General features: G+C 43.4%; 26 protein-coding genes. All 26 read left to right on the top strand.

The window, feature by feature from the left end; all coding sequences use genetic code 11:
- The first annotated feature begins 55 nt into the window (after positions 1 to 55).
- The 26 genes from QZ995_RS04390 to QZ995_RS04265 all read left to right on the top strand — a co-directional run bounded on the left by QZ995_RS04390 (position 56) and on the right by QZ995_RS04265 (position 26,442).
- Positions 56 to 1,657, top strand: a complete 1,602-nt coding sequence (locus QZ995_RS04390; RefSeq protein ID WP_301803578.1) for a CTP synthase — start codon at positions 56 to 58, stop codon at positions 1,655 to 1,657.
- Positions 1,658 to 1,933: 276 nt separating this feature from the next.
- Positions 1,934 to 2,299: a response regulator gene (locus QZ995_RS04385; protein ID WP_003334216.1), complete on the top strand. Its 366-nt coding sequence runs from the start codon at positions 1,934 to 1,936 to the stop codon at positions 2,297 to 2,299.
- A gap of 98 nt (positions 2,300 to 2,397) precedes the next feature.
- Complete coding sequence (gene fba, locus QZ995_RS04380) at positions 2,398 to 3,252, top strand: class II fructose-1,6-bisphosphate aldolase (RefSeq protein ID WP_301803573.1); 855 nt, start codon at positions 2,398 to 2,400, stop codon at positions 3,250 to 3,252.
- A gap of 15 nt (positions 3,253 to 3,267) precedes the next feature.
- Complete coding sequence (gene fsa / locus QZ995_RS04375; RefSeq protein ID WP_003334218.1) at positions 3,268 to 3,912, top strand: fructose-6-phosphate aldolase; 645 nt, start codon at positions 3,268 to 3,270, stop codon at positions 3,910 to 3,912.
- A gap of 203 nt (positions 3,913 to 4,115) precedes the next feature.
- Positions 4,116 to 5,387, top strand: a complete 1,272-nt coding sequence (locus tag QZ995_RS04370; RefSeq protein ID WP_301803563.1) for a UDP-N-acetylglucosamine 1-carboxyvinyltransferase — start codon at positions 4,116 to 4,118, stop codon at positions 5,385 to 5,387.
- 14 nt (positions 5,388 to 5,401) lie between these two features.
- Positions 5,402 to 6,364 (top strand): class II fructose-bisphosphatase, encoded by a 963-nt coding sequence (gene glpX, locus QZ995_RS04365; RefSeq protein ID WP_301803560.1) that lies wholly within the window; start codon positions 5,402 to 5,404, stop codon positions 6,362 to 6,364.
- Positions 6,365 to 6,418: 54 nt separating this feature from the next.
- Positions 6,419 to 7,711, top strand: coding sequence for a transcription termination factor Rho (gene rho, locus QZ995_RS04360; RefSeq protein WP_301803557.1), 1,293 nt, complete (start codon positions 6,419 to 6,421; stop codon positions 7,709 to 7,711).
- A gap of 66 nt (positions 7,712 to 7,777) precedes the next feature.
- Complete coding sequence (locus QZ995_RS04355) at positions 7,778 to 8,686, top strand: M23 family metallopeptidase (protein WP_301803555.1); 909 nt, start codon at positions 7,778 to 7,780, stop codon at positions 8,684 to 8,686.
- A gap of 71 nt (positions 8,687 to 8,757) precedes the next feature.
- Complete coding sequence (locus QZ995_RS04350; protein ID WP_301803553.1) at positions 8,758 to 10,017, top strand: radical SAM protein; 1,260 nt, start codon at positions 8,758 to 8,760, stop codon at positions 10,015 to 10,017.
- 129 nt (positions 10,018 to 10,146) lie between these two features.
- Complete coding sequence (gene rpmE, locus QZ995_RS04345) at positions 10,147 to 10,347, top strand: 50S ribosomal protein L31 (RefSeq protein ID WP_301803549.1); 201 nt, start codon at positions 10,147 to 10,149, stop codon at positions 10,345 to 10,347.
- A 215-nt stretch (positions 10,348 to 10,562) separates the two neighbouring features.
- Entirely contained in the window at positions 10,563 to 11,180 is a 618-nt protein-coding gene (locus QZ995_RS04340; protein WP_301804090.1) for a thymidine kinase, read from the top strand.
- A 77-nt stretch (positions 11,181 to 11,257) separates the two neighbouring features.
- Positions 11,258 to 11,701, top strand: a complete 444-nt coding sequence (locus tag QZ995_RS04335) for a YhcN/YlaJ family sporulation lipoprotein (protein ID WP_301803546.1) — start codon at positions 11,258 to 11,260, stop codon at positions 11,699 to 11,701.
- A gap of 179 nt (positions 11,702 to 11,880) precedes the next feature.
- A complete protein-coding gene (gene prfA / locus QZ995_RS04330) occupies positions 11,881 to 12,954 on the top strand; it encodes a peptide chain release factor 1 (protein WP_301803543.1) in 1,074 nt (357 codons plus the stop codon).
- Positions 12,941 to 13,840: a peptide chain release factor N(5)-glutamine methyltransferase gene (prmC, locus tag QZ995_RS04325; RefSeq protein ID WP_301803541.1), complete on the top strand. Its 900-nt coding sequence runs from the start codon at positions 12,941 to 12,943 to the stop codon at positions 13,838 to 13,840. Before prfA ends, prmC begins: the two co-directional genes overlap by 14 nt.
- An 86-nt stretch (positions 13,841 to 13,926) precedes the next feature.
- A complete protein-coding gene (gene spoIIR, locus QZ995_RS04320; protein ID WP_301803540.1) occupies positions 13,927 to 14,694 on the top strand; it encodes a stage II sporulation protein R in 768 nt (255 codons plus the stop codon).
- Positions 14,695 to 14,880: 186 nt separating this feature from the next.
- Complete coding sequence (locus QZ995_RS04315; protein WP_301803539.1) at positions 14,881 to 15,960, top strand: L-threonylcarbamoyladenylate synthase; 1,080 nt, start codon at positions 14,881 to 14,883, stop codon at positions 15,958 to 15,960.
- Between the two features lie 82 nt (positions 15,961 to 16,042).
- Complete coding sequence (locus QZ995_RS04310; protein WP_301803537.1) at positions 16,043 to 16,603, top strand: manganese efflux pump MntP; 561 nt, start codon at positions 16,043 to 16,045, stop codon at positions 16,601 to 16,603.
- 29 nt (positions 16,604 to 16,632) lie between these two features.
- A complete protein-coding gene (locus QZ995_RS04305) occupies positions 16,633 to 17,112 on the top strand; it encodes a low molecular weight protein arginine phosphatase (RefSeq protein WP_301803536.1) in 480 nt (159 codons plus the stop codon).
- 183 nt (positions 17,113 to 17,295) lie between these two features.
- Complete coding sequence (gene rpiB / locus QZ995_RS04300) at positions 17,296 to 17,751, top strand: ribose 5-phosphate isomerase B (RefSeq protein WP_301803535.1); 456 nt, start codon at positions 17,296 to 17,298, stop codon at positions 17,749 to 17,751.
- A gap of 1 nt (position 17,752) precedes the next feature.
- On the top strand, positions 17,753 to 18,319 hold the full coding sequence (locus QZ995_RS04295) for a TIGR01440 family protein (RefSeq protein ID WP_437124711.1): 567 nt from the start codon (positions 17,753 to 17,755) through the stop codon (positions 18,317 to 18,319).
- A 72-nt stretch (positions 18,320 to 18,391) separates the two neighbouring features.
- A complete protein-coding gene (glyA, locus tag QZ995_RS04290) occupies positions 18,392 to 19,642 on the top strand; it encodes a serine hydroxymethyltransferase (RefSeq protein ID WP_301803533.1) in 1,251 nt (416 codons plus the stop codon).
- Positions 19,643 to 19,931: 289 nt separating this feature from the next.
- A complete protein-coding gene (gene upp / locus QZ995_RS04285; protein ID WP_003334238.1) occupies positions 19,932 to 20,561 on the top strand; it encodes a uracil phosphoribosyltransferase in 630 nt (209 codons plus the stop codon).
- Between the two features lie 14 nt (positions 20,562 to 20,575).
- Entirely contained in the window at positions 20,576 to 21,742 is a 1,167-nt protein-coding gene (gene wecB / locus QZ995_RS04280; RefSeq protein ID WP_301803530.1) for a non-hydrolyzing UDP-N-acetylglucosamine 2-epimerase, read from the top strand.
- Between the two features lie 160 nt (positions 21,743 to 21,902).
- The gene (locus QZ995_RS04275; RefSeq protein WP_301803528.1) at positions 21,903 to 24,635 is read left to right on the top strand and encodes an S-layer homology domain-containing protein; all 2,733 of its coding nucleotides are present in this window, start codon (positions 21,903 to 21,905) and stop codon (positions 24,633 to 24,635) included.
- A gap of 282 nt (positions 24,636 to 24,917) precedes the next feature.
- Positions 24,918 to 26,108, top strand: coding sequence for an acetyl-CoA C-acetyltransferase (locus QZ995_RS04270; protein ID WP_301803526.1), 1,191 nt, complete (start codon positions 24,918 to 24,920; stop codon positions 26,106 to 26,108).
- Between the two features lie 121 nt (positions 26,109 to 26,229).
- Positions 26,230 to 26,442, top strand: coding sequence for an AtpZ/AtpI family protein (locus QZ995_RS04265; RefSeq protein ID WP_301803525.1), 213 nt, complete (start codon positions 26,230 to 26,232; stop codon positions 26,440 to 26,442).
- The last annotated feature ends 5 nt before the right edge of the window (positions 26,443 to 26,447 follow it).

Here is a 26,447-nt window from a genome sequence, read left to right as displayed (position 1 = left end):
TAATAACTGTTCATCAAAAATGTTGAAATAAGGGAAAAGAGGGGACGTAGGCGATATGGCGAAGTATATATTTGTTACAGGTGGGGTCGTTTCCTCGCTAGGTAAAGGGATTACAGCTGCTTCACTAGGACGGTTGCTAAAAAACAGAGGATGCAAGGTTACTATTCAAAAATTTGATCCATATATCAATGTTGACCCAGGAACAATGAGTCCATTTCAACATGGTGAGGTTTTTGTAACGGATGATGGTGCAGAAACCGATTTGGATCTTGGTCACTATGAGCGTTTTATTGATATTAACCTAAGCGCTAATTCCAATGTAACAACCGGTAAGATTTATTCTAGTGTTATTAGTAAAGAACGTCGCGGAGATTACTTGGGTGGAACTGTACAAGTTATTCCGCATATCACAAATGAAATTAAAGAGCGTGTATTCCGTGCTGGTCGTGAAACGAATGCAGATGTTGTTATCACGGAAATTGGCGGAACAGTAGGGGACATCGAGAGCCTACCTTTCCTTGAAGCAATTCGCCAAATCAAGAGTGATGTAGGCGTCTCTAACGTCATGTATATCCACGTAACCTTGATTCCGTACATTCGCGCAGCCGGTGAAATGAAGACAAAGCCGACGCAGCATAGCGTAAAAGAATTACGCAGCTTAGGAATTCAGCCAAACGTGATCGTTACGAGAACAGAACAGCCGCTGTCTCAAGATATGAAGGACAAGCTTGCTCTATTCTGCGATATTGATAAAAATGCTGTAATTGAATGCCGTGATGCAGATACGTTGTATGAAGTGCCACTAATGCTTCAAGAGCAGGGCTTAGACGATTATGTATGCAAACACTTTGGATTGTCTTGCCCTCAGGCGGATATGACGGAGTGGAGTGCTCTTGTTGAAAAGGTGAAGAGCTTACAGCACAGCACCCGTATTGCGATTGTAGGTAAATATGTTGAGCTGCATGACGCTTACTTGTCAGTAGCTGAAGCGCTTTACCATGCCGGATTTGCTAATGATACCGATATTGAAATCAAATGGGTTAATTCTGAAGAGGTTACAGATGAAAATGTAGCTGAATTTTTAGGAGATGTTCATGGTATCTTAGTTCCAGGTGGTTTTGGGGATCGTGGAATTGAAGGAAAGATTGCTGCGACTCGCTTCGCACGTGAGAATAAGGTTCCATTCTTTGGAATTTGCTTAGGGATGCAAGTGGCAGTTATTGAATACGCTCGTCATATGCTCAACCTAGCTGGTGCCAACAGCTCAGAAATTGATCCTTCCACTAGCTATCCTGTTATTGATTTGTTGCCTGAACAGAAGGATATTGAGGATAAAGGCGGCACTATGCGTCTTGGCCTTGGACCAACAAAAGCAAAAGAAGGCACAATGGCAGCACAAGCTTATGGCAGCACGTTGATTTATGAGCGCCACCGCCATCGTTATGAAGTAAATAATGAATACCGTGATCAACTGGAAAAAGCAGGCTTGGTGATTTCTGGTACGACACCAGACGGTAAATTAGTAGAGATGGTTGAGTTAAAGGATCATCCATGGTTCTTAGCTGCGCAGTTCCATCCAGAATTTACTTCACGTCCGAATCGTCCTCAGCCGTTATTCCGTGAGTTTGTGAAAGCTGCTTTGCACTCTCATCAATAATAAAGAAAGAATACCAATTGCTTAAAAATAGCCAAAGGCTGTCGAATTTCTCGACAGTCTTTTTTTGTTACAAGCTAGAAAGCCTGCTGTGGCAAGAGAAGAGCTTCCAGCATGACAAAACCGTAAACAATGTTAAAAGTAACGAAATTATGGGAATTTATGTAATTTAGAACCTTGCTACAAGCTACTGGAAAAATAAAGATGGAATGTGGCAGGATTTCCGATCGGCAAGGCGTATTTTAGTAAATACAAGCAAAGGAACGAGGGGGAAGCAATATGCAGGACAAGAAGGTACTAGTCGTGGATGACCAGTACGGCATCCGCATCCTACTGTATGAGGTATTGGGTAAGGAAGGATACTGCACTTTCCAAGCGGCTAACGGCAAGCAAGCACTCGAAATCGTCGAAAATGAGTCTCCAGATCTCGTTATTTTAGATATGAAGATTCCCGGAATGGACGGTATAGAAATTTTAAAACACATTAAAAAGATAAACAAAGATATTAAAGTCATTATGATGACCGCGTATGGAGAATTAGATATGATCAAGGAAGCCACACAACTGGGAGCGCTTACTCATTTTACCAAACCTTTTGATATTGATGAGTTGCGCTGTGTAGTCAATCAACAATTAGTCAGTTAGTCACAAGTTCTCTGTTAATAAAGGCGTCGTTGTGGTATAATAACCCCGTATTGCAAGTAGTGAAATACAGAGAGTTAGGATTAGGAGGACATACCGAAATGCAATTAGTACCTATGACCGCCTTTATTGAGGACGCAAAGAAAAATAAGTATGCTGTTGGACAATTCAATTTGAACAACCTAGAATTTACGCAAGCAATTACCGAAGCAGCAAAAGAGGAGAAATCCCCTGTAATTTTCGGAGTTTCCGAAGGTGCTATGCGTTATATGGGTATTGAGTATACAGTAGCAATGGCTAAAGCCGCTGCTAAAACTGCTGGCGTACCAATTGCGCTACACTTGGATCACGGTAGCAGCTTTGATGTTGTTATGAAATGTATCCAAGCTGGATTCTCTTCTGTTATGTTCGATGGTTCCCATCATTCCTTCGAAGATAACATCCGTTTGACTAAACAAGTTGTAGAAGCTGCCCACGCTGTAGGCGTATCTGTTGAGGGTGAGCTAGGTACAATTGGCGGAGTAGAAGACGATCTACAAGTAGCTGAAGAAGATGCTAGCTTGGCAAAACCAGAAGAAGCTATTCGTTTCTGGGAAGAGACTAAAGTTGACTACCTAGCTATTGCTGTAGGTACTGCTCATGGTATGTACAAAGGTGAACCAAAAATCCATTTCGATATTATCGAAGAAGTAGTGAAAAACATTGGTGCTCCAGTCGTATTGCACGGTGGATCTGGTGTACCAGACGAAGCGATTCGTCAAGCTATCGCGCGCGGTGTTGGTAAAATCAACGTAAACACTGAAAACCAAGTGGCTTGCACAGAAGCAATCCGTAAAGTGCTAGCTGAAAAACCTAACGAAATCGATCCTCGTAAATACATGGGTCCTGCTCGTGAGGCAATCAAACAAACTGTTATCGAGAAAATTCGTTTGTTCGGAAGTAATAACCGCGTCTAATTCAGGAGGGTACCCATGCGTTTCTTCATAGACACAGCGAATGTTGATGAAATTCGAGAGATTCATGAATGGGGAGTCGTTTCCGGCGTAACCACCAATCCATCTCTGGTAGCTAAAGAAGGCCGCGATTTCATCGAAACATTAAAAGAGATTCTTGATATTGTAGATGGTCCTATCAGTGCAGAGGTTATTAGCATTGATGCAAAAGGTATGATCGAAGAAGGAGAAAAGCTGGCCAGTCTATCAAAAAACATCGTCATTAAGGTGCCGATGACAGAAGAAGGACTTAAAGCCGTAAAGATTTTCTCAAAACGCAAAATTAAAACCAATGTAACATTAGTTTTTAACGCGAACCAAGCATTGATGGCTGCAAGAGCAGGAGCTACCTATGTGTCTCCGTTCCTTGGCAGATTGGATGATATTGGTTACGACGGCATGCAACTCATCGCAGACATCACAGAAATCTTTGCTGTCCATGACATAGAAACGGAAATTATTGCAGCAAGTATTCGTCACCCTCTACATGTGACGGAGGCTGCAAAGCTTGGGGCGGATATTGCCACCATTCCTCATAAAGTATTTAAACAGCTTTTGCAGCATCCCTTAACAAGCAGCGGAATTGAGAAATTCCTTGCTGATTGGGAAAGTATGCAAAAGTAACCAAACCGAAGAGCACCTTTTCCAGTGGAGAAGGTGCTTCTTTACCGTAATGACCTCTTCCATCCTCGTTTTCTCTTTTTGCCCATTGAATCTTAATAATCATAAGGTTGGTTACAGACTGTAAAGCATGAAAGACTAGACTAACTGCAATAGAGGGTATATTCTGAATAGGTGCAAGAACATCATTTAGGGAGATTAAATGTATGGATAAATTGCTAATACAGGGTGGAGTCCCACTGTGTGGAAGAGTAGGGATTAGCGGTGCGAAAAATAGTGCTGTGGCGTTAATTCCCGCTGCGATTCTCGCTGATGGACCAGTTGTCATTGAAAATTTACCGCATATTGAGGATGTGGAAGTATATGTAGAGCTCCTTCGGGAGATGGGCGCAGATGTTTTGTTTGAGGACGATTGGATCGAAATTGATGGACGTCCTATTAGAGAAACATTCATGCCTAATGGCAAGGTAAAAAAATTACGTGCTTCTTATTACTTATGGGGCGCACTACTAGGCAAGTTTAAGGAAGCTCAAATTGGATTGCCCGGTGGCTGTGATTTAGGACCAAGACCGGTTGATTTGCATATAAAAGGTTTTGAAGCCCTTGGTGCAGTTGTTGAAAATCGAAAAGGTGTTATGATTATTCGTGCAAAGAGGTTGAAGGGCGCACGTATTTATATGGATTTAGTAAGCGTAGGCGCTACCATTAACATCATGCTGGCTGCGGTTTATGCGGAAGGAATCACAACAATTGAAAACGCTGCCCATGAGCCAGAGATCGTGGATGTTGCCACATTATTAAACAATATGGGTGCGAAGATTTCTGGTGCGGGAACAGATGTAATTCGTATTCAGGGTGTAGACAAATTGCGCGGTTGCCGACATACTATAATACCAGACCGTATCGAAGCCGGAACATATATGATTGCTGCTGCTGCAACCGGTGGAGATGTGACGCTAGAAAATGTTATATCGAAGCATATGGAGCCTGTTACAGCCAAGCTTCGTGAAATAGGAGTGGAAATAATCGAAGGTGACGATACGATCCGGGTTATCGGACATAAAAACTATCGTGCAGTCGACATTAAAACAAGTCCATATCCTGGATTTCCTACTGACTTACAACAACCTATGACCACACTGTTAACACAATCAAAAGGAACAAGTATTGTCACTGATAATATATATAGTGCTAGGTTCCGTCATGCCGATGAATTAAGACGCATGGGAGCAACACTAAAGATTGAAGGGCGATCCGCTGTTCTGGAGGGGCCTTCTACATTAATGGGCGCAAAAGTAGTAGCTTCTGATTTGCGCGCGGGAGCCGCTTTAGTGATAGCAGGCTTACTTGCACAAGGAACGACAGAAGTTGAAGGACTTGAACATATTGATAGAGGTTATGAAAATCTGGTACAGAAACTTCAAAATCTTGGCGCCAGAGTTACGCGGGAAAAGCTGTATAAAGCCGAACAAAAATGAGGAGGACAATCGAGATGGAGCGCAGTCTCACACTTGAATTGGTTCGTGTAACGGAAGCGGCGGCCTTGGCTTCCGCAAGATGGATGGGGACAGGTAAAAAGGATGAAGCAGATGGGGCAGCAACACAGGCGATGCGATCTGAATTTGAGAATATACCTATGGATGGTGTTGTAGTAATTGGGGAAGGCGAAATGGATGAAGCGCCTATGCTCTACATTGGGGAGGAATTAGGGCAGGGTGTCCCGCCTTTCGTAGATGTTGCAGTGGATCCGCTTGAGGGGACTAATATTGTAGCTAAAGGTACATGGAATGCTATCTCTGTCATTGCGATTGCCGATAGAGGGAATTTGTTGCATGCACCTGACATGTACATGGAAAAAATTGCAGTAGGCCCCAATGCAGTAGGAAAAGTAGACATTGATGCGCCAATACGTGATAATTTAAAAGCTGTTGCTCTGGCAAATGGAAAAGACATGAGCGATTTGGTCGCCTGTGTGCTGGATAGGGATCGGCATAGTCGCATTATTGAAGAGATTCGTGCAGCCGGAGCCCGTATAAAATTAATTCCTGATGGAGATGTAGCGGCGGCAATTAATACTGCCTTTCCTGATACAGGTGTGGATATTCTTTTTGGATCAGGTGGAGCGCCTGAAGGAGTTTTAGCAGCCGTAGCTCTAAAGTGTTTAGGTGGAGAAATTCAGGGCAAGTTATTGCCTCAAAATGATGAAGAATTGCAACGATGTTTGAAAATGGGCCTGACCAACCCGCACCAGGTTTTGCATATGGATCAGTTGGTTAAAGGAGACGATGCCATTTTTGCAGCTACGGGTGTTACGGATGGGGAATTGCTGCGAGGTGTTCGTTTTCAGGGAACGAGAGCGACTACACATTCTGTGGTAATGAGGGCCAAAACAGGAACAATTCGTTTCATTGAAGGTAACCACCGCTTAGAAAAGAAACCTGGGTTAGTATTATAGGTAATTTTTAGGAAATAATAATAGTAGAAAGTGCAAAGAGTGGTGGAATAATACGTGCTTTTATCAGAATTAGAAGAAAAGAAATTAACCGATTTGTATAAGTTGGCAAAAGACTTTCAAATTCCTTATTACTCACAACTTAAGAAGAAAGAATTAATTTTTGCCATATTACGAGCTCAGGCTGAGAGAGATGGGCTTATGTTTATGGAAGGAGTGTTGGAAATCTTACCGGAAGGGTTTGGTTTCCTTCGCCCTATCAATTATTTACCTAGCCCTGAAGATATTTATATTTCCCAGTCCCAAATTCGACGTTTTGATCTAAGGAATGGAGATTTAGTATCAGGAAAGGCGAGAGCGCCGAAGGAAACAGAACGTTACTTCGGATTATTGCAAGTAGAAGCTGTTAACGGTCAGGACCCTGAGATGGCATCCGAAAGACTACATTTCCCCGCCTTAACACCGCTGTATCCTCAAGAAAAACTTGCGTTGGAAACGTCACCTACTAAGCTTTCTGTTCGATTGATGGATATGATAGCACCTGTTGGTCTTGGACAGCGCGGATTGATTGTAGCGCCTCCTAAGGCTGGTAAAACAATGTTGCTTAAAGAAATCGCCAATAGCATTTCTGCTAATAACCCAGATATTCATCTATTTGTGTTGCTTATTGATGAACGTCCAGAGGAAGTAACAGATATGCAACGCTCTGTTAAAGGCGAGGTTATTGCTTCTACCTTTGACGAGGTGCCGGAGAACCACATTAAAGTTGCAGAGCTGGTTTTGGAACGAGCAAAACGCTTAGTAGAGCATAAGAAGGATGTTGTCATTCTCCTAGATTCCATTACCCGTTTGGCCCGTGCTTATAATCTGGTTATTCCGCCAAGTGGTCGTACGCTGTCAGGGGGTATTGATCCAGCCGCCTTCCATCGTCCGAAACGATTCTTTGGTTCCGCGCGCAATGTTGAAGAGGGTGGCAGCTTAACTATTTTGGCTACGGCTTTGGTAGAGACGGGATCGCGTATGGACGATGTTATTTATGAAGAATTTAAAGGGACAGGCAATATGGAGCTGCATTTGGATCGTAAATTGGCAGAGCGCCGGATATTCCCAGCTATTGATATTAGACGATCTGGTACGCGCCGAGAGGAAATGCTTTTGTCCAAAGAAGAATTGGATAAGCTGTGGCTAATTCGTAAGAACATGAACGAAAGTCATGATTTTGTGGAAACTTTCTTGAAAAAATTAGGTGATTCTAAAACAAACGAGGAATTCTTGCAAGGTCTTGACAGCATCAGCCCTTCGAAGACATCAAAGGGAAAAACATATACAACATCGACGACGGCGGGTTAATCCCCCGTCATTTTTTTTAGATTGGCGCATAGGATAGTTATATGCACATGAGGGGAGGTTACCCGGATGGATGCCAATCACCCAGCACTTATTACAGAGTGGAAAACTAGTGGAGAAGCAAAACAGGCTGTCGTGGAGCAGGCTTTGTTTGAGGTGTTTAATCCGTACTCGTCAATTGATATGAATAATAAAGTAGCTAAAAGCAAGCGTGCCATCGCTTCGTACACCGTTCAAAAAGGGGACACGCTCTCGCGTATATCAGAACAATTTGGGATTACGTTACAACAATTGATTCAGGATAATAAACTGAGGAATCCTAATATGGTGGGAATTGGGATGAAGCTAGTGATCAATACCAAAGAGATGACCCACACGGTAGAAGCTGGTGAATCGTTAGAACTCATTGCCCGCAGATATCAGGTATCTAAAGATGAAATTATAAATCATAATCCCTTGCTCAAGGCGATTCCAGATTGTCTGTATCAAGGACAGCGCTTAAGGATCCCGGTAGAAGCTAGTGGATCTGCAGTAGCAGGAACGGTTGATATGCGAAGACAAATGGCGCAGGTAGCTAGTAGAAGCGTAAATCTAAACCGAGTAATGGAGTGGCCGATTCCAGCACCGACTGTAACAAGCGATTTTGGATCGCGGTGGGGTAAAATGCATAAAGGTATAGATTTATGGAATGAACGGCGAGGCAATACACCTATTATGGCAGCAAAAGAGGGATTCGTAGCAGAGGCGGGGGCAATTCGTAGCGGATACGGACGAATGGTAGTGTTGGATCATGGTAATGGATTGCAAACCTTTTACGCGCATATGCGCAAGATTAATGTTGTAGCCGGGCAATATGTGCATCAAGGTGATGTACTTGGCTTTATGGGCAAAACAGGGGATTCTACTGACTACCATCTTCATTTTGAAGTAAGACAAGACGACATTCCTCTTAATCCAATGCGCTATTTACGGAAGTAGTCTCCACGTTTACAATGCTCTCTCAATACGCTACAATTGTCTCCAGCAGAAAAGAGAGGCGGATGTAATTCATGTATTTGGTGTATGCGGATAAAAAAGGCCAGGTGTATGACCATCATGCTGTTCTGGCGATTGCTAGAAACGGTGACATCCTGACGGAAATTCTTGAGGAAGAATTGATTCCTCTGCCGGAGGGCTCAACATTGGTTAGTTTGCCTGATACGGTACCAGTGGGTATGGATGAGGACACGGGCGAAATGATTAAGCTGGATGGTTATACTGCGGTAGGGGCGTTGATCCCGCAAGGTTTTACACGCTTATTACTTCCTGGTTACATCAAAACCAACAAAGAAAGTAAGTTTCCTCTATTTGGTTACACGGCGGTCGTATGGAAAGACGATGCTTTTTGGGTGGCTGCCCGAAAAAGTGATGAACCACATAATTGGAATCCAGATAATTTTCCGATGGAAGAGCTCCGCGGTAAAGTGGATGCTACTCTGAAGCAATTTCCGGAAAATAGAATTTTGCAGCACCTATCTCACTGTGCACTAGAATATGAGTGTTTGACTGCGTCCAACAACTTTTTCCATCGGTGGGAAGGCAGCTTACCCGTTTCTAAAACCTGTAATGCTGGTTGCTACGGCTGTATTTCGGAGCAACCTGATGACAGTGGCTTCCCTTCTCCTCAGACCCGTATGAACTTCAGGCCGACGGAGGACGAGCTAGTAGAGGTAATGTTACACCACCTGCAGACCCCAGACAGCATCATTAGTTTTGGACAAGGGTGCGAAGGGGAGCCTTCTACTATGGCGTCGATTATTATACCTGCAATGCGACGAGTTCGTGAGCATACGAACATGGGCTACATCAATATTAATACAAATGCTGGATTAACCGATCATATCAAAGGAATTGTTGATGCAGGACTTGATCTTATGCGAATAAGCACCATCAGTGCAATTGAGGAGCATTACAACGCTTATTACCGGCCGCGTGGCTACTCGCTTGAAAATGTAACGCGCTCTGCTGAGTACGCTGCAAGTCAGGGTGTTTACACATCCATTAACTATCTGTGCTTCCCGGGTGTATTTGACAGGGAAGAAGAGATGGAAGCAATGATTGAATTTATCAAGCGAACGGGTATTAAGTTAATTCAATTGCGTAATCTAAATATTGATCCGGAAAGCTATTTAGCTATGATTCCAAAAGCCCAAGGCGAAATATTTGGTATGAAGCAGGCGATTGAAATCTATCAACAGGAATTACCTGATGTGGTGATTGGATCATTTACGCATGTCCCGCCTGAGAACCAGCGCAGGCAGAAAAAATAGGAATTGGACTTTTCCTTCCAATCAAGGTTAGGATGGTTGCAATAGACACATAGACGTGATACTATTCACTTATGTGTTTATATAACTCTGATTCGGCAAACGATTCAGGGCGGAAAGAGGTGCATAGAGATGAAACCAGGTATTCATCCAAACTACAAAACGGTTAAAGTAACTTGCGCATGTGGCAATGAGTTCGAATCCGGCTCTGTAAAAGATGTCCTTCGCGTAGAGGTTTGCTCCGCTTGCCATCCGTTTTACACTGGTAAACAAAAGTTTATCGATGCTGGCGGCCGTGTAGATCGTTTCAAACGCAAATACAATCTTTCCTAATTATAGGAAAAAGACAAAGACCAGGTGGAAAGCATTCTACCTGGTCTTGTTGTTACTATCGGGCATTTATTCACGAGAGGAGCCTTGTGACTTTCGAGGTTGATTTTCATAAATTGGGTGACTCTCCATTGGCGTTCCTCTCATAAAGTGATATGATGTTACAGTTGCTTGGAACGGAAATGAAGAAAAGAATGGCGACAGAGGGAGAATGCGGAGTGGCTCAATTGTATTTTCGATATGGTGCAATGAACGCATCCAAGTCTATTCAATTGCTTACAGTAGCACATAACTATGAACAATCCGGCAAGAAAGTAATGGTATTCACACCGGAAATTGATGACCGTTATGGTGTAGGGATGGTAGCGTCCAGAGTCGGGATTTCACGAGAGGCATTTCCGATTCAGAATACCACTGATCTGTATCGGGTTGTGGGGGAAGAGCAAGAGAAGCCTCACTGTGTGCTAGTAGATGAGGGGCAGTTTTTAGCGGAAGAACACGTGAGACAGCTGGCGAGAATTGTGGATGAATTAAATATCCCTGTAATCGTGTATGGACTGCTAAAAGACTTTAAAAATCAATTATTTGCTGGCAGTCAAGCTTTGCTCTGTGAAGCCGATAAGATTGAGGAAATTAAAACGGTCTGTGTTTTCTGTAATAAAAAGGCGACACATATTTTAAAATTTCAGCAAGGTAAACCAGTATACACGGGGGAAACCATTCAAATAGGTGGAGAGGAAACCTATAGTAGCGTCTGCCGTAGACACTACTATAAGCCGCCTGGAATTCCTAAAACCTTGTCTGTTGATTGCGATAAGGTAAGTAACAACAAATGATAGGAGAGCTATCTCTTTTTTTGCATGGGTGTGAGAGTGCTTGCACACACTAGGCAAAGCGGGAGGTGGCTTTTTTGATGCAAAAAAACAAAAGCGGGACAAGTCTGTTCTCAAGTAAAATCTTACTTGCTGTCGCTTTAGGGATGATCATAGGCGGGTGTGCTTCAACTTCTCAGCCTAAGGTACAGCAGCAGGAACAAAAGCAAGCTATTCATCAAGCGATGCGACAGCAGCAGAAGCTTAAGCGTGTTCCCGAAGAGCAAAAGCCTTACAAGGCTATGGACGAACAAAAGGCAACTCCTCAGTTGCTTAAGGAAATGGAAAAAGAAGCGAAGAAGGTTCAAGGCGTAGAAAATGCGCGTGTTTCGATCCGCGAAAAAGACGTGTATGTCACGCTTGATCTTAAGCCGAATGTAACAGCAGGAGAAGCTCGAAAGATTGAGCATCATGTGATAGATGCCCTACATAAAAAGAGCAGACGCTACGATTTTCATGTAACTTCCTACGATGGACATCATTGATAGGGAAGGGGTAAAAACTCGGTATGCAAGCCGAGTTTTTCTTTCTGTGATGCATATAATGAATAGGTAAATCCTTTGACTTTCAAGGCGAAATCTACTATAATTTTGATGTTATGCATTGATTTATAGCTTGTATATAAAAAGCTTACAGGAAATTGGGAAAAATGGGGTGAGAAGCTATGTTTAAACGCCTATCTGCTGTTGAAGAGCGTTACGAAGAAGTTACAAACCTTTTGTGTGACCCCGACGTAATTAGTGATACAAAAAAGCTACGTGAACTCTCCAAAGAACAATCCTCTTTGGAAGATATGGTCACCGCGTACCGTGAATATAAATCTGTTCTTACTCAACTTGATGATTCCAAGGCTATGTTTGAAGAAAAATTGGACGATGAGATGCGTGAAATGGTTAAAATAGAAATCGCTGAGCTGTCCAAAAGCAAGGAAGAGCTGGAAAATCGTCTGAAAATCTTACTGCTGCCAAAAGACCCGAATGATGATAAAAACGTTATTGTTGAAATTCGTGGTGCGGCAGGTGGAGATGAAGCGGCTTTATTTGCTTCAAGCTTATATCGAATGTACACTCGTTTTGCAGAGCGTCATGGCTTTAAAATTGACGTGATGGAAGCGAATGAAACGGATATTGGTGGCTTTAAAGAAATCGTGTTTGCTGTAAACGGCAGAGGTGCTTACAGCAAGCTTAAATTTGAGAGCGGCGCACATCGTGTGCAACGCATTCCGTCTACAGAGTCTGGCGGTCGTATTCATACGTCCACAGCTACCGTTCTGGTATTACCTGAGGTTGAAGAAGTAGACGTGGAAATTAGTGATAAAGATATCCGCATTGACACGTTCTGTTCTAGCGGTGCGGGCGGACAGTCTGTTAATACTACGAAATCAGCGGTGCGTGTTACTCACTTACCGACTGGTATCATGGTATCTTGTCAGGATGAGAAGTCTCAGCATTCCAATAAGGATAAAGCATTGAAAATTCTCCGTGCTCGTTTGTCTGATTTCTATCGTCAACAAGCGAACGCTGAAATTGATGCGAACCGTAAATCCTTAGTGGGTACTGGTGACCGCAGTGAGCGTATTCGTACCTATAACTTCCCGCAAAGTCGCGTAACGGATCACCGCATTGGTTTGACGCTTCATCGTCTGGAAAGCATCCTCGATGGAGATATGGATGAAATCATTGATAATCTCATTATGCACGAGCAAACGGAGCTAATGAAAAACGATGCCAGCGCATAAGATGGATTCGATAAATAATATAAGAGAAGCCCTGCTTTGGGCTTCTTCCTTTTTAGAAGAAGCCGGAACGAAGGACCCGCGGTTTGAAGCTGAATTAATGATTCGACATGTACTCAAGATGAATCGGGCGAGCTTCTTAGCATCTATGCCTGATCCGATTAAAGATGAGGAGATAGCTTCTATTCGAGTGTTACTTCAGCGAAGAGCTGCTCATGAACCGATTCAGTACATCTTGGGGGAACAAAATTTTTATGGACGTGATTTTATTGTAGCTCCAGGTGTATTGATTCCGCGTCCAGAAACAGAATTATTAATAGAACAGGTTCTCTTGCATTCCCAACGAATTTGGAGTGCAGAACAGCCCTTATCTGTTGTAGATTTTGGGACGGGCAGTGGAGCAATTACGTTAACGCTGGCAGCGGAGAAGCCAAATTGGCAACTAACGACCGTGGATATTTCTTTGGATGCCATTGCGATTGCCAAGCAAAATGCTCAGCGATTAGCCGTAGAAAAAAGAGTTCGTTTTATACAGGGGGATTTAGTAGAGCCAATCCTGAAAACGGGTGAGCGTGCCGATATCATCGTGTCTAACCCGCCTTATATTCCAAGTGCGGATGTAGACGAATTGGACAGGGAGGTTCTTGGCTATGAACCGCGTTTAGCTCTTGATGGTGGAGCGGACGGCTATATTTTCTATCGCAGAATATGTGAAGCATTACCGCAATTGCTGGCACCTACAGGACTGGTTGCTTTTGAAGTAGGGATATATCAGGCGGATACGGTAGCTCAATTGATGAAGGAATCAGGCGCCATTGATGAAGTATTCATTTATCCTGATTTGGCAGGGATTGATCGGATTATTGTCGGCTATCGAGTACACGATTAAAAATAGTTTATAGAACCGGGTTTATCACAGGCTCTTTGTGTCCATACTGTTTACTAGAGAAACAGTACATGAGGGGAGAGTTGGTTATGATGAAACGGTTCTTTTTTATCTTATTTGGCTTAGCAATCGCGTTAATGAGCTGGGAAGGGCAAATGGCATCAGCAAATATACATAACAATGGTCCGATTCCACAAGAATCTATTCGCCTGCGTATATTGGCAAATAGTGACTCCATCGAGGATCAATGGCTGAAACGTGAAGTGCGTGATGCGATTATTGCTGAAATGAACAAATGGATAAAAGAGATTCATAGCTATGACCAAGCTCGTCTGCTTGTAGCTGATCATATGAATGAGATTAAAAAAATTGTGGATAAAACAATCGCTGATCGAGGCTATTCCTATCCGGCAGAGGTATATTTTGGCCGAGTTGAATTTCCTACCAAGCAATACGGTTCCTATATTTATCCTGCGGGTGATTATGAAGCTCTGCGTGTACGCATTGGGAAAGCAGAAGGACAAAATTGGTGGTGTGTCTTATTTCCTCCTCTATGCTTTATTGATCTATCGAATGGGGACGGAATTGCGAAAAGGGAAGATGCTGTGGATAACTTTTCAGGTGCTGTGGAAGAAGCGGTACAAATGGAAGAACCTAAACACGATGCAGTGGGAAATAAAGACTTGCAACCTCAGTTAAACAAAGAAAATTCTGATTATTACAACGGAACCTATACAGGTATTGTACAGAAAGAAATGACGGAGAATATTGATACACCGGCTATTTTACCTAATAAACATGCTCCTGAAGTCGAAGTGCGCTCCTTTCTATGGGACAAACTTCGCTCCTGGTTTTAAACTGGGAAATAACATTGCTCCCCCTCAAGCCTGTCTTATGCGGATAGGCTTTTTTTTAATAGAAAAGTCACAAAAATCAATAGTTTTATCCACAGGTTACCCACAGCCTGTTGAAAACTTTTTTCGAAAAACATATACTATGGAAGCGAAGCGAGCACGAATAACGAATAAGAAAGGGTTTATCGGATGGAACAGAATATACTGACAAAAGTTTGGGTTGTGGATAAGAATGTGGAAGAACAAAAAAGTTGTGCACATCTTGTGGATGCAGCAAAACTTGTCGAATCAGGAGAGCTTGTTGCGTTTCCTACCGAAACGGTTTATGGGCTAGGGGCGAACGCTTTATCTGATGAGGCTGTGGAAAAAATCTTCGTTGCTAAGGGAAGACCGAGTGATAATCCACTGATCGTCCATATTGGCGAAAAATCACAACTAGACACTGTGGCCACTGACATCCCTATAAAAGCAAGACAGTTGATGGAGGTATTTTGGCCAGGTCCACTTACAATGTTTCTACCTAAGAAAGCAGGAATCGCCTCCAAAGTAACGGCTGGATTATCTACAGTGGGAGTACGCATGCCAGATCATCCTGTCGCGTTAGAATTAATTAAACAGGCGCACGTTCCAATAGCAGCACCAAGTGCAAACCGCTCTGGCCGTCCAAGCCCTACTACGGCTCAGCATGTCCTAGAGGATTTAGCTGGAAGAATCTCGGGGATTGTGGACGGAGGAAGCACAGGTGTAGGTGTGGAATCTACGACAATAGACATGACAGTGGAACCGCCGATGATTCATCGGCCAGGCGGTATTACTGTGGAGCAGATTGAGCGTGTAATCGGAGAGGTGGCAATTGATCCAGCTTTCTTAACGGAGGAAAAGGAACAACCAATCTCTCCTGGAATGAAATATAAGCATTATGCTCCTAAAGGAGATTTATGGTTAGTATCTGGTGAAGAAGATAAAGTGAGAGCAAAAATGCTGGAGCTTTTAAAAGAAGCAAAAGAACAAGGATTAACAACAGGGGTTATGGTACCTAGGGAACATTTGAATCACTGGGATAATCATGCTCTAGTAGATGTAACGCTTCAATGTGGTTCATTGGCATCATTGGAGGAAGTAGCTCAGGATTTGTATACGGACTTACGCCGGTTTGATGAGGAGCAGATTCAGTTTATTTTAGCAGAAACGTATCCGCGTGAGGGTCTTGGGCTAGCTGTAATGAATCGTTTGGAAAAGGCAGCATCTCATCGAATTATAAAGGCCTAAACATCTAAAGAAACAACCTGTTATAGAAAAAGAATGTTTACCCCCCTGTCCGCATAAGGTGAAAAAGACAGGGGGGGAGAGTGTGGACGCTACAGTATTTCTTTGGGGACAATTTCTAACATTGCTACTGATTGCGATCGCGTTGGGGATGGATGCGTTCTCACTGGGTATTGGGCTTGGTATGGTAGGTCTGCGGTTGCGCAAAATTGTGAACATCAGCATGATGATTGGATGCTTTCATGTTGCAATGCCTCTATTAGGCATTGCAATCGGCTCCTATCTCTCTGATATAGTAGGTGATATCGCTATTTTCATTGGAGGCAGTATCTTGATTCTCCTTGGCGTCCATATGTTATGGAGTGTCTTTTTTGGAGAAAATGAGGGGAGTATAGTTAAAACATCAGGTCTTGGACTGATTTTATTTGCTTTTAGTGTTAGTCTGGATGCCCTATCAGTAGGCTTCTCGCTTGGTTTGATGACAGTTAACAAATGGCTGGCAGTTAGCATGTTTGGTGTCATTGGAGGGATGATGTCCTGTGCTGGGTTACTGCTGGGGAGAAGCGTCGGAGGCTGGATGGGTGAATATAGTGAAATTATTGGCGGTGTTATACTGCTGATTTTTGGTTTAAAATTTATTTTGTAAGTAGTGTAGACAGAAAGGGGCACCAGAACATGCGAATTTTATTTGTTTGTACGGGCAATACTTGCAGAAGTCCCATGGCAGAAGTTCTTTTCCGTGAACAAGTAAAGGATTTACAAATGGAAATTGCCTCAGCGGGAGTTGCTGTGTTTGAGGGGCAGCCTGCTTCCTTGCATGCCCAACAGGTGCTGAAGGAAAAGGGACTAGCACATGAGCATGTTTCGCAACAGATAACGAATGACCAAATAAATCAGGCTGACCTTATCATTACGATGACGCAAGGGCATAAAATAGCAATTTTGAGTCATTTTCCTGAAGCGACAGCAAAGGTATACTCGTTAAAGGAGTATGCGTACGGAGAGCAAGGCGATATTACGGATCCTTACGGCGGAAGCTTAGAGGTGTATCGGGCTACAGCGCAGGAATTAGAAAAGGATCTGCAAGCCGTGCGGGAGAAACTACTCAAGACTGTAAATGAGAAGAATAACGAGTATCGTCAGGATATGGAATGAGTTAAAAAGGTGCTGGAACATTCCCAGGACCTTATTTATTTAAAATACGAACGATTGGTTTGTTTTATTAATTAATGTTTGTGTTTTGTTGATAAAACAAGCTTTTCGTTGTTTCTATACTGTATTTCGTTAGGATAATCATGTATAATACATCATATGACGACAAAAGTGAGGGATTGCACAATGAAAGTAGCATTAGCAGCCGATCACGGCGGAGTACATCTAAAAGAAGAGATCAAAAAGCTTTTAACATCCATGCAGATTGAGTTCGAAGATTTTGGTTGTAATTGCGAGACCTCTGTTGATTACCCAGACTATGCCTTGCCTGTTGCGGAAAAAGTGGCTTCTGGAGAGTTTGACAGAGGTATTTTAGTATGTGGGACAGGTATTGGGATGTCCATTGCGGCTAATAAGGTACGTGGAATTCGTTGTGCATTAGTTCATGATACATTCTCTGCCAAAGCAACTCGCGAGCATAATGATACGAATATGCTAGCTATGGGAGAGCGAGTAATTGGACCTGGGCTAGCTCTTGATATTGTGAAAATTTGGCTAGGAACTGATTTTGAAGGTGGCCGCCATGAGAATCGCGTTAAGAAAGTAATGGATATTGAGGCTAAATATTCGGGAGTGAAGTAAAGTGGAAATTGCTCGTCTCAAGCAAGAGATCAGGGACTGTGTGCTGGAATTAGTTAAAGTAGCAAAGCTGCATGCTGACCAGCTTCTGGTGATCGGTTGCAGTACGAGCGAGGTAATTGGTCAGCATATTGGCAAAGCCGGTAGTGAAGAAGTAGCTGGGGCTATCTGGAAGGGAATTGAAGAAGCTCGGCAGGAAACAGGCTTTCAGTTGGCTTTTCAATGCTGTGAGCATTTAAATCGTGCCCTTGTTGTAGAGCATTCTATTCTAAGACAATATGGACTTGAAGAAGTAAGTGTTATTCCGGTACCGCGTGCAGGAGGATCGATGGCAGCCTATGCCTATCAGCAAATGCAAATGCCGGTTGTGGTAGAGCATATAAAAGCAGATGCTGGCCTTGATATTGGAGATACCTTCATCGGCATGCATCTGAAGCATGTGGTAGTTCCAGTCAGACTTAATCGCAAACAAATAGGAGAGGCTCATCTCACAGCAGCCTATACACGACCAAAGATGATTGGCGGAGCACGAGCGGTTTATGAACGTATTGATCAATTAACTTGTACCTAGAGAAAAGCAACTTGGGCTGACATACAATGATGAACGAAATAGAAGTGCAAATTACCAGGGAGGGATAAGATTATGTTTGATATCTTAAAAGAAAAAGATCCGCAAATTACAGAAGCTATTCGTTTGGAATTAGGTCGCCAGCGTGACAAGATTGAGCTGATTGCATCAGAAAACTTTGTGAGCCGCACCGTTATGGAAGCGATGGGGACTGTACTTACTAACAAGTATGCAGAGGGTTATCCGGGTCGCCGTTATTATGGTGGTTGTGAATATGTTGATATTGCAGAAAACATCGCACGTGATCGCGTCAAGGAAATTTTCGGCGCAGAACATGCCAACGTACAGCCGCATTCCGGCGCTCAAGCTAACATGGCGGTTTACTTTGCCATTCTACAGCCGGGAGATACTGTATTGGGCATGAACTTATCCCATGGCGGTCATTTAACTCATGGTAGTAGCGTTAACTTCTCAGGCACTCTCTATAATTTTGTTGAATATGGTGTAGATGAAGAGACGCATTTGATTAACTATGACATCGTTCGAGCAAAAGCATTAGAACACAAACCAAAGTTGATTGTAGCTGGTGCAAGTGCATATCCGCGTGAGATCGATTTTGCTAAGTTCCGTGAAATTGCGGATGAGGTTGGAGCCTATCTCATGGTTGATATGGCGCATATCGCGGGCCTTGTCGCAGCAGGCTTACATCAAAATCCAGTCCCTCATGCTCATTTTGTTACATCCACTACGCATAAAACATTGCGCGGTCCACGCGGCGGCTTAATCCTTTGCAAAGAAGAGTTTGCCAAAGCAATCGACAAATCTGTATTCCCAGGGGTACAGGGTGGACCGTTGATGCATATCATTGCGGCAAAGGCGGTAGCCTTCGGTGAAGCACTACAACCAGAATTCAAAGAATACTCTCAGCGTGTAGTCAACAATGCACGTGCTTTTGCTGCGGCATTGCAGGCGGAAGGATTACAGCTAGTGTCTGGTGGTACGGATAATCATCTGGTATTAGTAGACGTACGAAACCTAGAGCTTACAGGTAAGGTTGCAGAGCATCTTCTTGATGAAGTAGGTATTACGACAAACAAAAATACAATTCCATTTGATCCAGCCAGCCCGTTTGTAACAAGCGGTGTACGCATGGGTACGCCGGCGGTCACTAGTCGTGGATTCGATGAGGAGGCAATGAAGGAAGTAGCGAGCATCATTGCTTTGACCCTGAAGAATCCAGAGGATCAAGCTAAGCATGCAGAAGCTCGTGAACGTGTTGCCGCATTAAGCAAGAAGTTCCCGCTGTATGAAGGATTGACTATCTAATCTTTCAGCAAACTATTTTTAAACAGCCATAAATAATAAACAGGTCCACCTGCCTTACGAGGAGAGGGCCTGTTTTTCTGTGTGTTTCTTCCTATTTATATTTCAATATAGGCAGGGGAAAACTAGAGGGGAGTAGCAAACGCACGACAATCATATCAGATATAAGTCAATATTTTCAGGCAAATTGACGTGATAGCTTTGCTCCTTTATGATAAGAAAAGCTTATTTCAAGGAGCCATGGGCTTCGTGTACATAATGGATTTGCTAATAATGAAACGGAGGTACTAACATGAGCCGTGTATATGTATTTGACCATCCTTTGATTCAGCATAAGTTGACGTTTATTCGCGATAAAAATACAGGAACAAAAGAATTCCGCGAGTTGGTAGATGAAGTAGCAACTCTTATGGCGTATGAGATTACCAGAGATATGCCTTTAGAAGAGGTAGAAATCCAAACACCAGTAGCAACTTGTAAATCCAATGTAATTGCAGGTAAAAAAGTAGGGCTAGTACCGATTTTGCGTGCTGGATTAGGCATGGTTGACGGTGTACTGAAATTAATTCCTGCCGCAAAAGTAGGGCATGTAGGGCTGTATCGTGATCCGGAAACATTGCAACCAGTAGAATACTATGTAAAATTACCATCCGATGTTGCCGAGCGTGAGTTGATTGTTATTGACCCTATGCTAGCAACAGGGGGTTCGGCTGTGGCTGCTATTGAAGCTCTGAAAAAACGTGGTGCTAAGAACCTCAAATTAATGTGTTTAATCGCTGCTCCCGAAGGAATTAAGGTCATCCAAGACGAACATCCAGATGTAGATATCTTCGTAGCGAAAGTAGACGAATATCTGGACGATCATGGCTATATTATTCCGGGACTAGGAGATGCCGGAGATCGTTTATACGGAACGAAATAGGGGGTGTCTTTCTGATGAAAAAGATAAAAGTAATGACGGTATTCGGGACAAGACCGGAAGCGATCAAGATGGCTCCGCTTGTTCACGAGTTAAAAAAACATAAAGAACAGATTGAATCTATCGTATGCGTGACAGCACAACATCGACAAATGTTGGATCAGGTTCTGGAAATTTTCCAGATCACGCCTGACATGGATTTAAATATTATGAAGGATCGTCAGACTTTGATCGACATCACCACCCGTGCATTGGAAAGCTTGGATAAAGCGATCAAAGAGGCACAACCAGATATCGTACTCGTACATGGCGACACCACGACAACCTTCGTTGCAAGCTTGGCTTCCTTCTACAATCAGGTAGCGATCGGACATGTTGAAGCTGGTCTTCGTACGTGGGACAAGTATTCTCCATTCCCGGAAGAGATGAATCGCCAGCTGACAGGAGTTATGGCTGATCTTCATTTTGCACCAACTGAAGGATCGGCAGATAATTTACGCCGCGAGAATAAGCCAGAGCAATCCATTTATATTACGGGGAATACGGCGATTGATGCGTTGCAGACAACTGTGAAGTCTGACTATCAGCATCCTGTCTTAGAAAAGGTAGCAGGCAAAAAGATGGTATTGATGACAGCGCATCGCCGTGAAAATCTAGGTGATCCAATGCGCCGCATCTTCCGAGCTGTGCGCAGATTGGTAGATGAGCATGAAGAGATCGCCGTGGTTTACCCTGTGCATCTAAACCCAGCGGTGCAGGAAGTGGCACAGGAGTTCTTGGGGAACCATGATCGTATCCATTTAATTGATCCATTAGATGCATTTGACTTCCACAACTTCGCTCGTCATGCTCACTTGATTCTGACCGATTCAGGCGGAGTGCAGGAAGAAGCTCCTTCTCTTGGGGTACCGGTACTTGTCTTGCGTGACACCACAGAGCGTCCAGAAGGAATCGCGGCTGGTACGTTGAAATTGGCAGGCACAGATGAGCAGCAGGTATATGAGATGGCAAATGAATTGTTAACCAATCCAGCGGCATATGAACAAATGGCCCAAGCAGCAAACCCATATGGAGACGGAAAGGCATCGGAAAGAATTGTGAAAGCAATCCTGTACCATTTTGGCTACATTTCAGATCGTCCAGTCTCTTTTCAACCAAGTCAAGAGAAGTTATTATCTAAATAAAGCATATAAAAGAGGCGTTTTTTGAACGTCTCTTTTCCTTTTGCGGCAAATAAAAATCGCGAAAAAAAACTGAAACTTGTGGGCGATTCGCTACGTCTAAACATTGTAACGGATAAGAAAAAAGAGAAAGTTTAGCCAATGGAGAGGGGTTTCAACGATAATGAAAAAGAAGCCAGCTCGGTTTCTGTCGTTAATGCTGGCTACAACTGTAGCATGCGGGGCAATTATTCCTGTTGTGCTGCCTGCTTATGTAGTAGAAGCTGCGACTGTAGGACCGTTAACAATGGTTTGGCAAACGCCAATTGGGGAAGGTACAATCTTAACGCATTATGAAAAGGTTTATGGAAACCAGAAAAGCAAAATCTACATAACGAAAGTTGATCTGAATAATGAATACGTAGAAGTGAAGCCCATTTACGGGACAAATGGACATGTAACGGAAAAACAAAGCATTACGAAAATGACAAATGAAGCAGGAGCAATTGTTGGTGTAAATGCTGACTTTTTCAATATGTCTCTGCGCGGCGCACCATTCGGAATTGTTGTAAAAGATGGACAAACGATTTCTTCGATGGGACATTTACCGTATTACTACAGCTTAGGGATCACAGCCGATAAGACAGCGGCTATTGAGCGATTTGGGTTTACGGGACATGTAACCTCACAAAACGGTAAAAACATGAGCCTGCGCGGAATTAATAAGGAAGAATACTCTTCTTCAGCAGGCAAAAGTCATGAGAATCAGCTTAATATGTATACACCAGCCTTTGGGAAGACCAGTCTAGGAACAATTAAAGGCTATAAAGGCGTGGTCGAGGTAGTCTTTCGCAATGGCATAGCTGCTGAGGTGCGAGTGGATCAGCCAGGAGCGGCAATTCCTGCAGATGGCTTTGTTTTATGGGGACACGGGACAGCCGCTCAATTTTTACAACAAGAGTTTCCTGTAGGCTCTTCTGTGACTGTAGATTCACAAACTACTCCTAATTCAAAAGAGTGGGCCCAAGCAGTGGGGGGTCATGCTTTGCTAGTTAATCAGGGAAAAGTAGCTAATATTTCCGCTGACAAAGCAGTTATGGGGAAAACAGCCCGGACTGGTGTCGGAGTCTCTAAGGACGGAAAGACACTCTACATTGTAAGTGTCGAGCAAGGCAGTGCCAGCCGTGGGGTAACATTGGCCGAATTTGCTCAGATCATGGTTGAAGCTGGCTCTTATATGGCGGCCAATTTTGATGGCGGTGGTTCACAAACATTAGCCGTTCGCATGTTAGGGGAAACAGAAGCCAAATTGGCCAATCGCCCTATGCAGGGAGTAGAACGTCGTGTTCCAACGGGATTAGGTGTATTTAATACGGCACCTGCCGGAGATTTGGCTGGGTTCCAATTAACGGGCCCTACTGAAACGCTAATTGGACAGGCTATCCAATTTGGAACCAAAGCATATGATAACCACTATTTGCCTTATAAGATTGATGCTAACCAGATTTCGTGGGGAGTAGAGGGGGATTCTGGATCATTTGAAGGAAGCTCGTTTATCGCTCGTCAATCAGGTACTTCTGTCGTTACTGCTAGTGTCAATGGAATTCAGACGAAGAAAAACATTCATGTCGTTAGCGGTGCTGAGGTAGAGCAAGTGATGGTCTCGCCATCTCCGCTTACCGTAATGCCGGGTCAAACATTGCCACTCGATATTAAAATCAAAACGAAAAAAGGACAGTTGGTCCCAGCAACGCCATTATCTGTTACAACCACTGTAAGCAATGAGCTTGTACACATTAATGAACAAATGCAGTTGGTTGCTGGAGAACAAACAGGGCAAGCTACCTTGACTGTATCTTATGACGGTAAAGCAACTACGGTGCCGATTACAGTAGGAGCTACAGAGCAGCAATGGATCAATTTTGATAATGTTGCCGGCATTTCGTTTGCAGGAAATCCAGAAGGGTTAACTTCAAAGGGCTCCTTCTTGCTCCAAAGTGAACAAGTGCATAACTCTGGTAAATCTGCTAAATTAACATATGATTTCAGCGGAGCATCATCTGCCAATACCCGTTTCGCCTATGGAAAAATGGGGGCAGCTCCTATAGCAATACCGGGACAGCCTATTGGTATGGGGTTGTGGGTTTATGGGGATAACAGTAATCACTGGCTTCGCGCTGAAGTAATAGATAGCAAGGGTAAAACCCATTATGTTGATCTTGCCAAGGAGATAGACTGGACTGGTTGGAAACAGCTTAGAGGCTACTTCCCATCGAATGCGGCTTATCCTCTACAACTGAAGAGTATCTATATTGCTAATTTGCCTGAAGGCTCTGAATCGCGTCCGGAAAAAGGAAGCATCTATATGGATGATGCGACACTGTTGGTACCATACGGTCAACAGTTTAGCGATATTGCCAACCATCCATATAAAAAAGAGATTCTTTATATGGCGGAACAGGAGTTTGTAAAAGGGCTGTCTGCTAACAAATTTGGCCCAGACGTCCCATTAACACGCGCTCAATATGTTGCGCTATTAGCCAGAGTATTTAATTGGGATCTGCCAAAACAACCTAAATTGAACTTCAAAGATCAGGTGCCTTCATATGCGCAAGGTGCGGTACAGGTAGCGGTGTCCATGGAATTGGTGAAAGGGTATAAGGACAATACTTTCCGTCCAAATCAGCCTGTTACACGAGCAGAAGCAGCTATCATACTGGATCGAATCCTGCAACAGCCAGCTACTCCGAAAGTGAAACTCAAGGACCAAAAGCAAATTGCTTCGTGGGCATCAACCTCTGTTTCCAATATAGTAGGACTAGGATTAATTGATCCAATTCAAGGAAATTTTAAACCTGACAGCCCGACCACACGCGCTGTTTGTGTTGCCGCCTTGTATCGTTTAATTCAACGATAAAGGGAGGGCTTAGCCGTCTATTGCTATGCAAAGACGGCTTTTTCTATTAAACTGTAATATGCGATTTAATTCCGAAAATTACCTGTTTACTTTCTGGCTATTTCTACTATAGTAATAATGGGAAACTTATAAATAGGATGATCTAAGGGATATCTGTCTCCTTAAAAATATGGTAATATATAGCTTAGTTACTAATTATTGTTAGTAAAAGACTGAAGATTCACAAGTGGCAAAATTAACTAACTAAAGCTTACGATCTGATGTTTTTAAGGAGTGGATATGATGAAAGGTAGCGATGTAGTTATTGTCAGTGCTGTGCGCACTGCCATCGGTAGTTTTCAAGGGAAGTTATCTTCTGTAAGCGCAACCAGATTAGGAGCAGTAGTGATTGAAGCGGCACTTGCCAAAGCAGGCCTTGATAAACAGCATGTAGACGAGGTCGTGATGGGGAACGTATTACAGGCGGGACTCGGGCAAAACCCAACACGTCAGGCGGCCATGCTGGCAGGCATTGGTGAGGAGAAACCCTCATTGACCATTAATAAAGTCTGCGGGTCAGGATTAAAAGCTGTACATATAGCTTATCAGGCTATCGTGTCTGGAGAAGCAGATGTGGTAGTTGCAGGTGGTATGGAAAATATGAGTCAGGCTTCTTATTTATTAGAAGGGGCCAGAGACGGGTATCGCATGGGTGATCAGAAGGTCGTAGACTCTATGATCCGCGATGGGCTTTGGTGTGCCTTCAATGACTATCATATGGGAATAACAGCTGAGAATCTTTGCGAACGTTATCAGATAAGCCGAGAAGAACAGGATGAATTTGCGGCTTGGAGTCAACAAAAGGCGAACAAAGCTATTCAAGAAGGACGTTTTTTAGATGAGATCGTCCCTGTCACTATCCCGCAAAAAAAGGGAGAGACTATATTGTTTGAGCAAGACGAGTTCCCGCGAGCAGGTGCAACGGTGGATGCATTAGCCAAACTGCGACCTGCTTTTAAAAAGGACGGAAGCGTCACAGCAGGAAATGCCTCGGGAATTAATGATGGGGCAGCAGCACTAGTTTTAATGTCTTATGCAAAGGCAGAAGATCTGGGGATTAAGCCTTTAGCTACAATAGTTGCCAATGCAAGCGCTGGTGTCAATCCGCAAGTAATGGGACTAGGCCCTGTGCCGGCTACAGAAAAGGCTCTAAAGAAGGCGGGACTTTCTATAGATCAAATAGACCTGATTGAAGCCAATGAGGCTTTTGCGGCACAAGCAATAGCGGTTGGGAAGGAATTAGGTCTTGATCGAGAGAAGCTAAATGTGAACGGAGGAGCGATTGCCCTTGGTCATCCAATTGGAGCAAGCGGGGCTCGCATTCTGGTTAGTCTTGTCCATGAAATGTTGAAACGAAGCGATTCTCGCTATGGTCTAGCTACCTTATGCATAGGTGGGGGTCAAGGAATTTCAACAATAATCAAAATAATATAGACAAATTTGTGAAAGATTTGTGTCCTACAGTTCGACAAGTTGACAATGTAGATAAATCTTCGTTAATATGTTAAGGTGTCAACCAAGCTCTTCCATTTCTGGTTTGAAGGGAGAAGCGAACTTGTCAAAAAAGGTAAATAACCCATGGAAAGCTATCGGATTAGTAAGTATGATTGGAGCAGATTTAGCAATATGTATCATAGCCGGAGTCTTATTTGGAAAGTATTTAGATGAATGGTTACATACAGCTCCTTGGCTCATGATTGTCGGGCTGTTTCTAGGGTTGGGCGTGGGTATTGTAAGCGTATACCGAATGATACGTCCTTATCTGTAGGGAGA

It is taken from the genome of Brevibacillus laterosporus (genome assembly GCF_030489605.1).
Classification (GTDB): Bacteria; Bacillota; Bacilli; order Brevibacillales; family Brevibacillaceae; genus Brevibacillus_B; species Brevibacillus_B laterosporus_E.
This window is presented reverse-complemented; position numbering and strand designations above follow the sequence as displayed.

Bases quoted from the DNA above. Each gene is read 5' to 3' on its own strand.
- QZ995_RS04390 (WP_301803578.1), top strand. From the start codon at position 56: ATGGCGAAGTATATATTTGTTACAGGTGGGGTCGTTTCCTCGCTAGGT.
- QZ995_RS04385 (WP_003334216.1), top strand. From the start codon at position 1,934: ATGCAGGACAAGAAGGTACTAGTCGTGGATGACCAGTACGGCATCCGC.
- fba (WP_301803573.1), top strand. From the start codon at position 2,398: ATGCAATTAGTACCTATGACCGCCTTTATTGAGGACGCAAAGAAAAAT.
- fsa (WP_003334218.1), top strand. From the start codon at position 3,268: ATGCGTTTCTTCATAGACACAGCGAATGTTGATGAAATTCGAGAGATT.
- QZ995_RS04370 (WP_301803563.1), top strand. From the start codon at position 4,116: ATGGATAAATTGCTAATACAGGGTGGAGTCCCACTGTGTGGAAGAGTA.
- glpX (WP_301803560.1), top strand. From the start codon at position 5,402: ATGGAGCGCAGTCTCACACTTGAATTGGTTCGTGTAACGGAAGCGGCG.
- QZ995_RS04355 (WP_301803555.1), top strand. From the start codon at position 7,778: ATGGATGCCAATCACCCAGCACTTATTACAGAGTGGAAAACTAGTGGA.
- QZ995_RS04350 (WP_301803553.1), top strand. From the start codon at position 8,758: ATGTATTTGGTGTATGCGGATAAAAAAGGCCAGGTGTATGACCATCAT.
- rpmE (WP_301803549.1), top strand. From the start codon at position 10,147: ATGAAACCAGGTATTCATCCAAACTACAAAACGGTTAAAGTAACTTGC.
- QZ995_RS04335 (WP_301803546.1), top strand. From the start codon at position 11,258: ATGCAAAAAAACAAAAGCGGGACAAGTCTGTTCTCAAGTAAAATCTTA.
- prfA (WP_301803543.1), top strand. From the start codon at position 11,881: ATGTTTAAACGCCTATCTGCTGTTGAAGAGCGTTACGAAGAAGTTACA.
- prmC (WP_301803541.1), top strand. From the start codon at position 12,941: ATGCCAGCGCATAAGATGGATTCGATAAATAATATAAGAGAAGCCCTG.
- spoIIR (WP_301803540.1), top strand. From the start codon at position 13,927: ATGATGAAACGGTTCTTTTTTATCTTATTTGGCTTAGCAATCGCGTTA.
- QZ995_RS04315 (WP_301803539.1), top strand. From the start codon at position 14,881: ATGGAACAGAATATACTGACAAAAGTTTGGGTTGTGGATAAGAATGTG.
- QZ995_RS04305 (WP_301803536.1), top strand. From the start codon at position 16,633: ATGCGAATTTTATTTGTTTGTACGGGCAATACTTGCAGAAGTCCCATG.
- rpiB (WP_301803535.1), top strand. From the start codon at position 17,296: ATGAAAGTAGCATTAGCAGCCGATCACGGCGGAGTACATCTAAAAGAA.
- glyA (WP_301803533.1), top strand. From the start codon at position 18,392: ATGTTTGATATCTTAAAAGAAAAAGATCCGCAAATTACAGAAGCTATT.
- upp (WP_003334238.1), top strand. From the start codon at position 19,932: ATGAGCCGTGTATATGTATTTGACCATCCTTTGATTCAGCATAAGTTG.
- wecB (WP_301803530.1), top strand. From the start codon at position 20,576: ATGAAAAAGATAAAAGTAATGACGGTATTCGGGACAAGACCGGAAGCG.
- QZ995_RS04275 (WP_301803528.1), top strand. From the start codon at position 21,903: ATGAAAAAGAAGCCAGCTCGGTTTCTGTCGTTAATGCTGGCTACAACT.
- QZ995_RS04270 (WP_301803526.1), top strand. From the start codon at position 24,918: ATGAAAGGTAGCGATGTAGTTATTGTCAGTGCTGTGCGCACTGCCATC.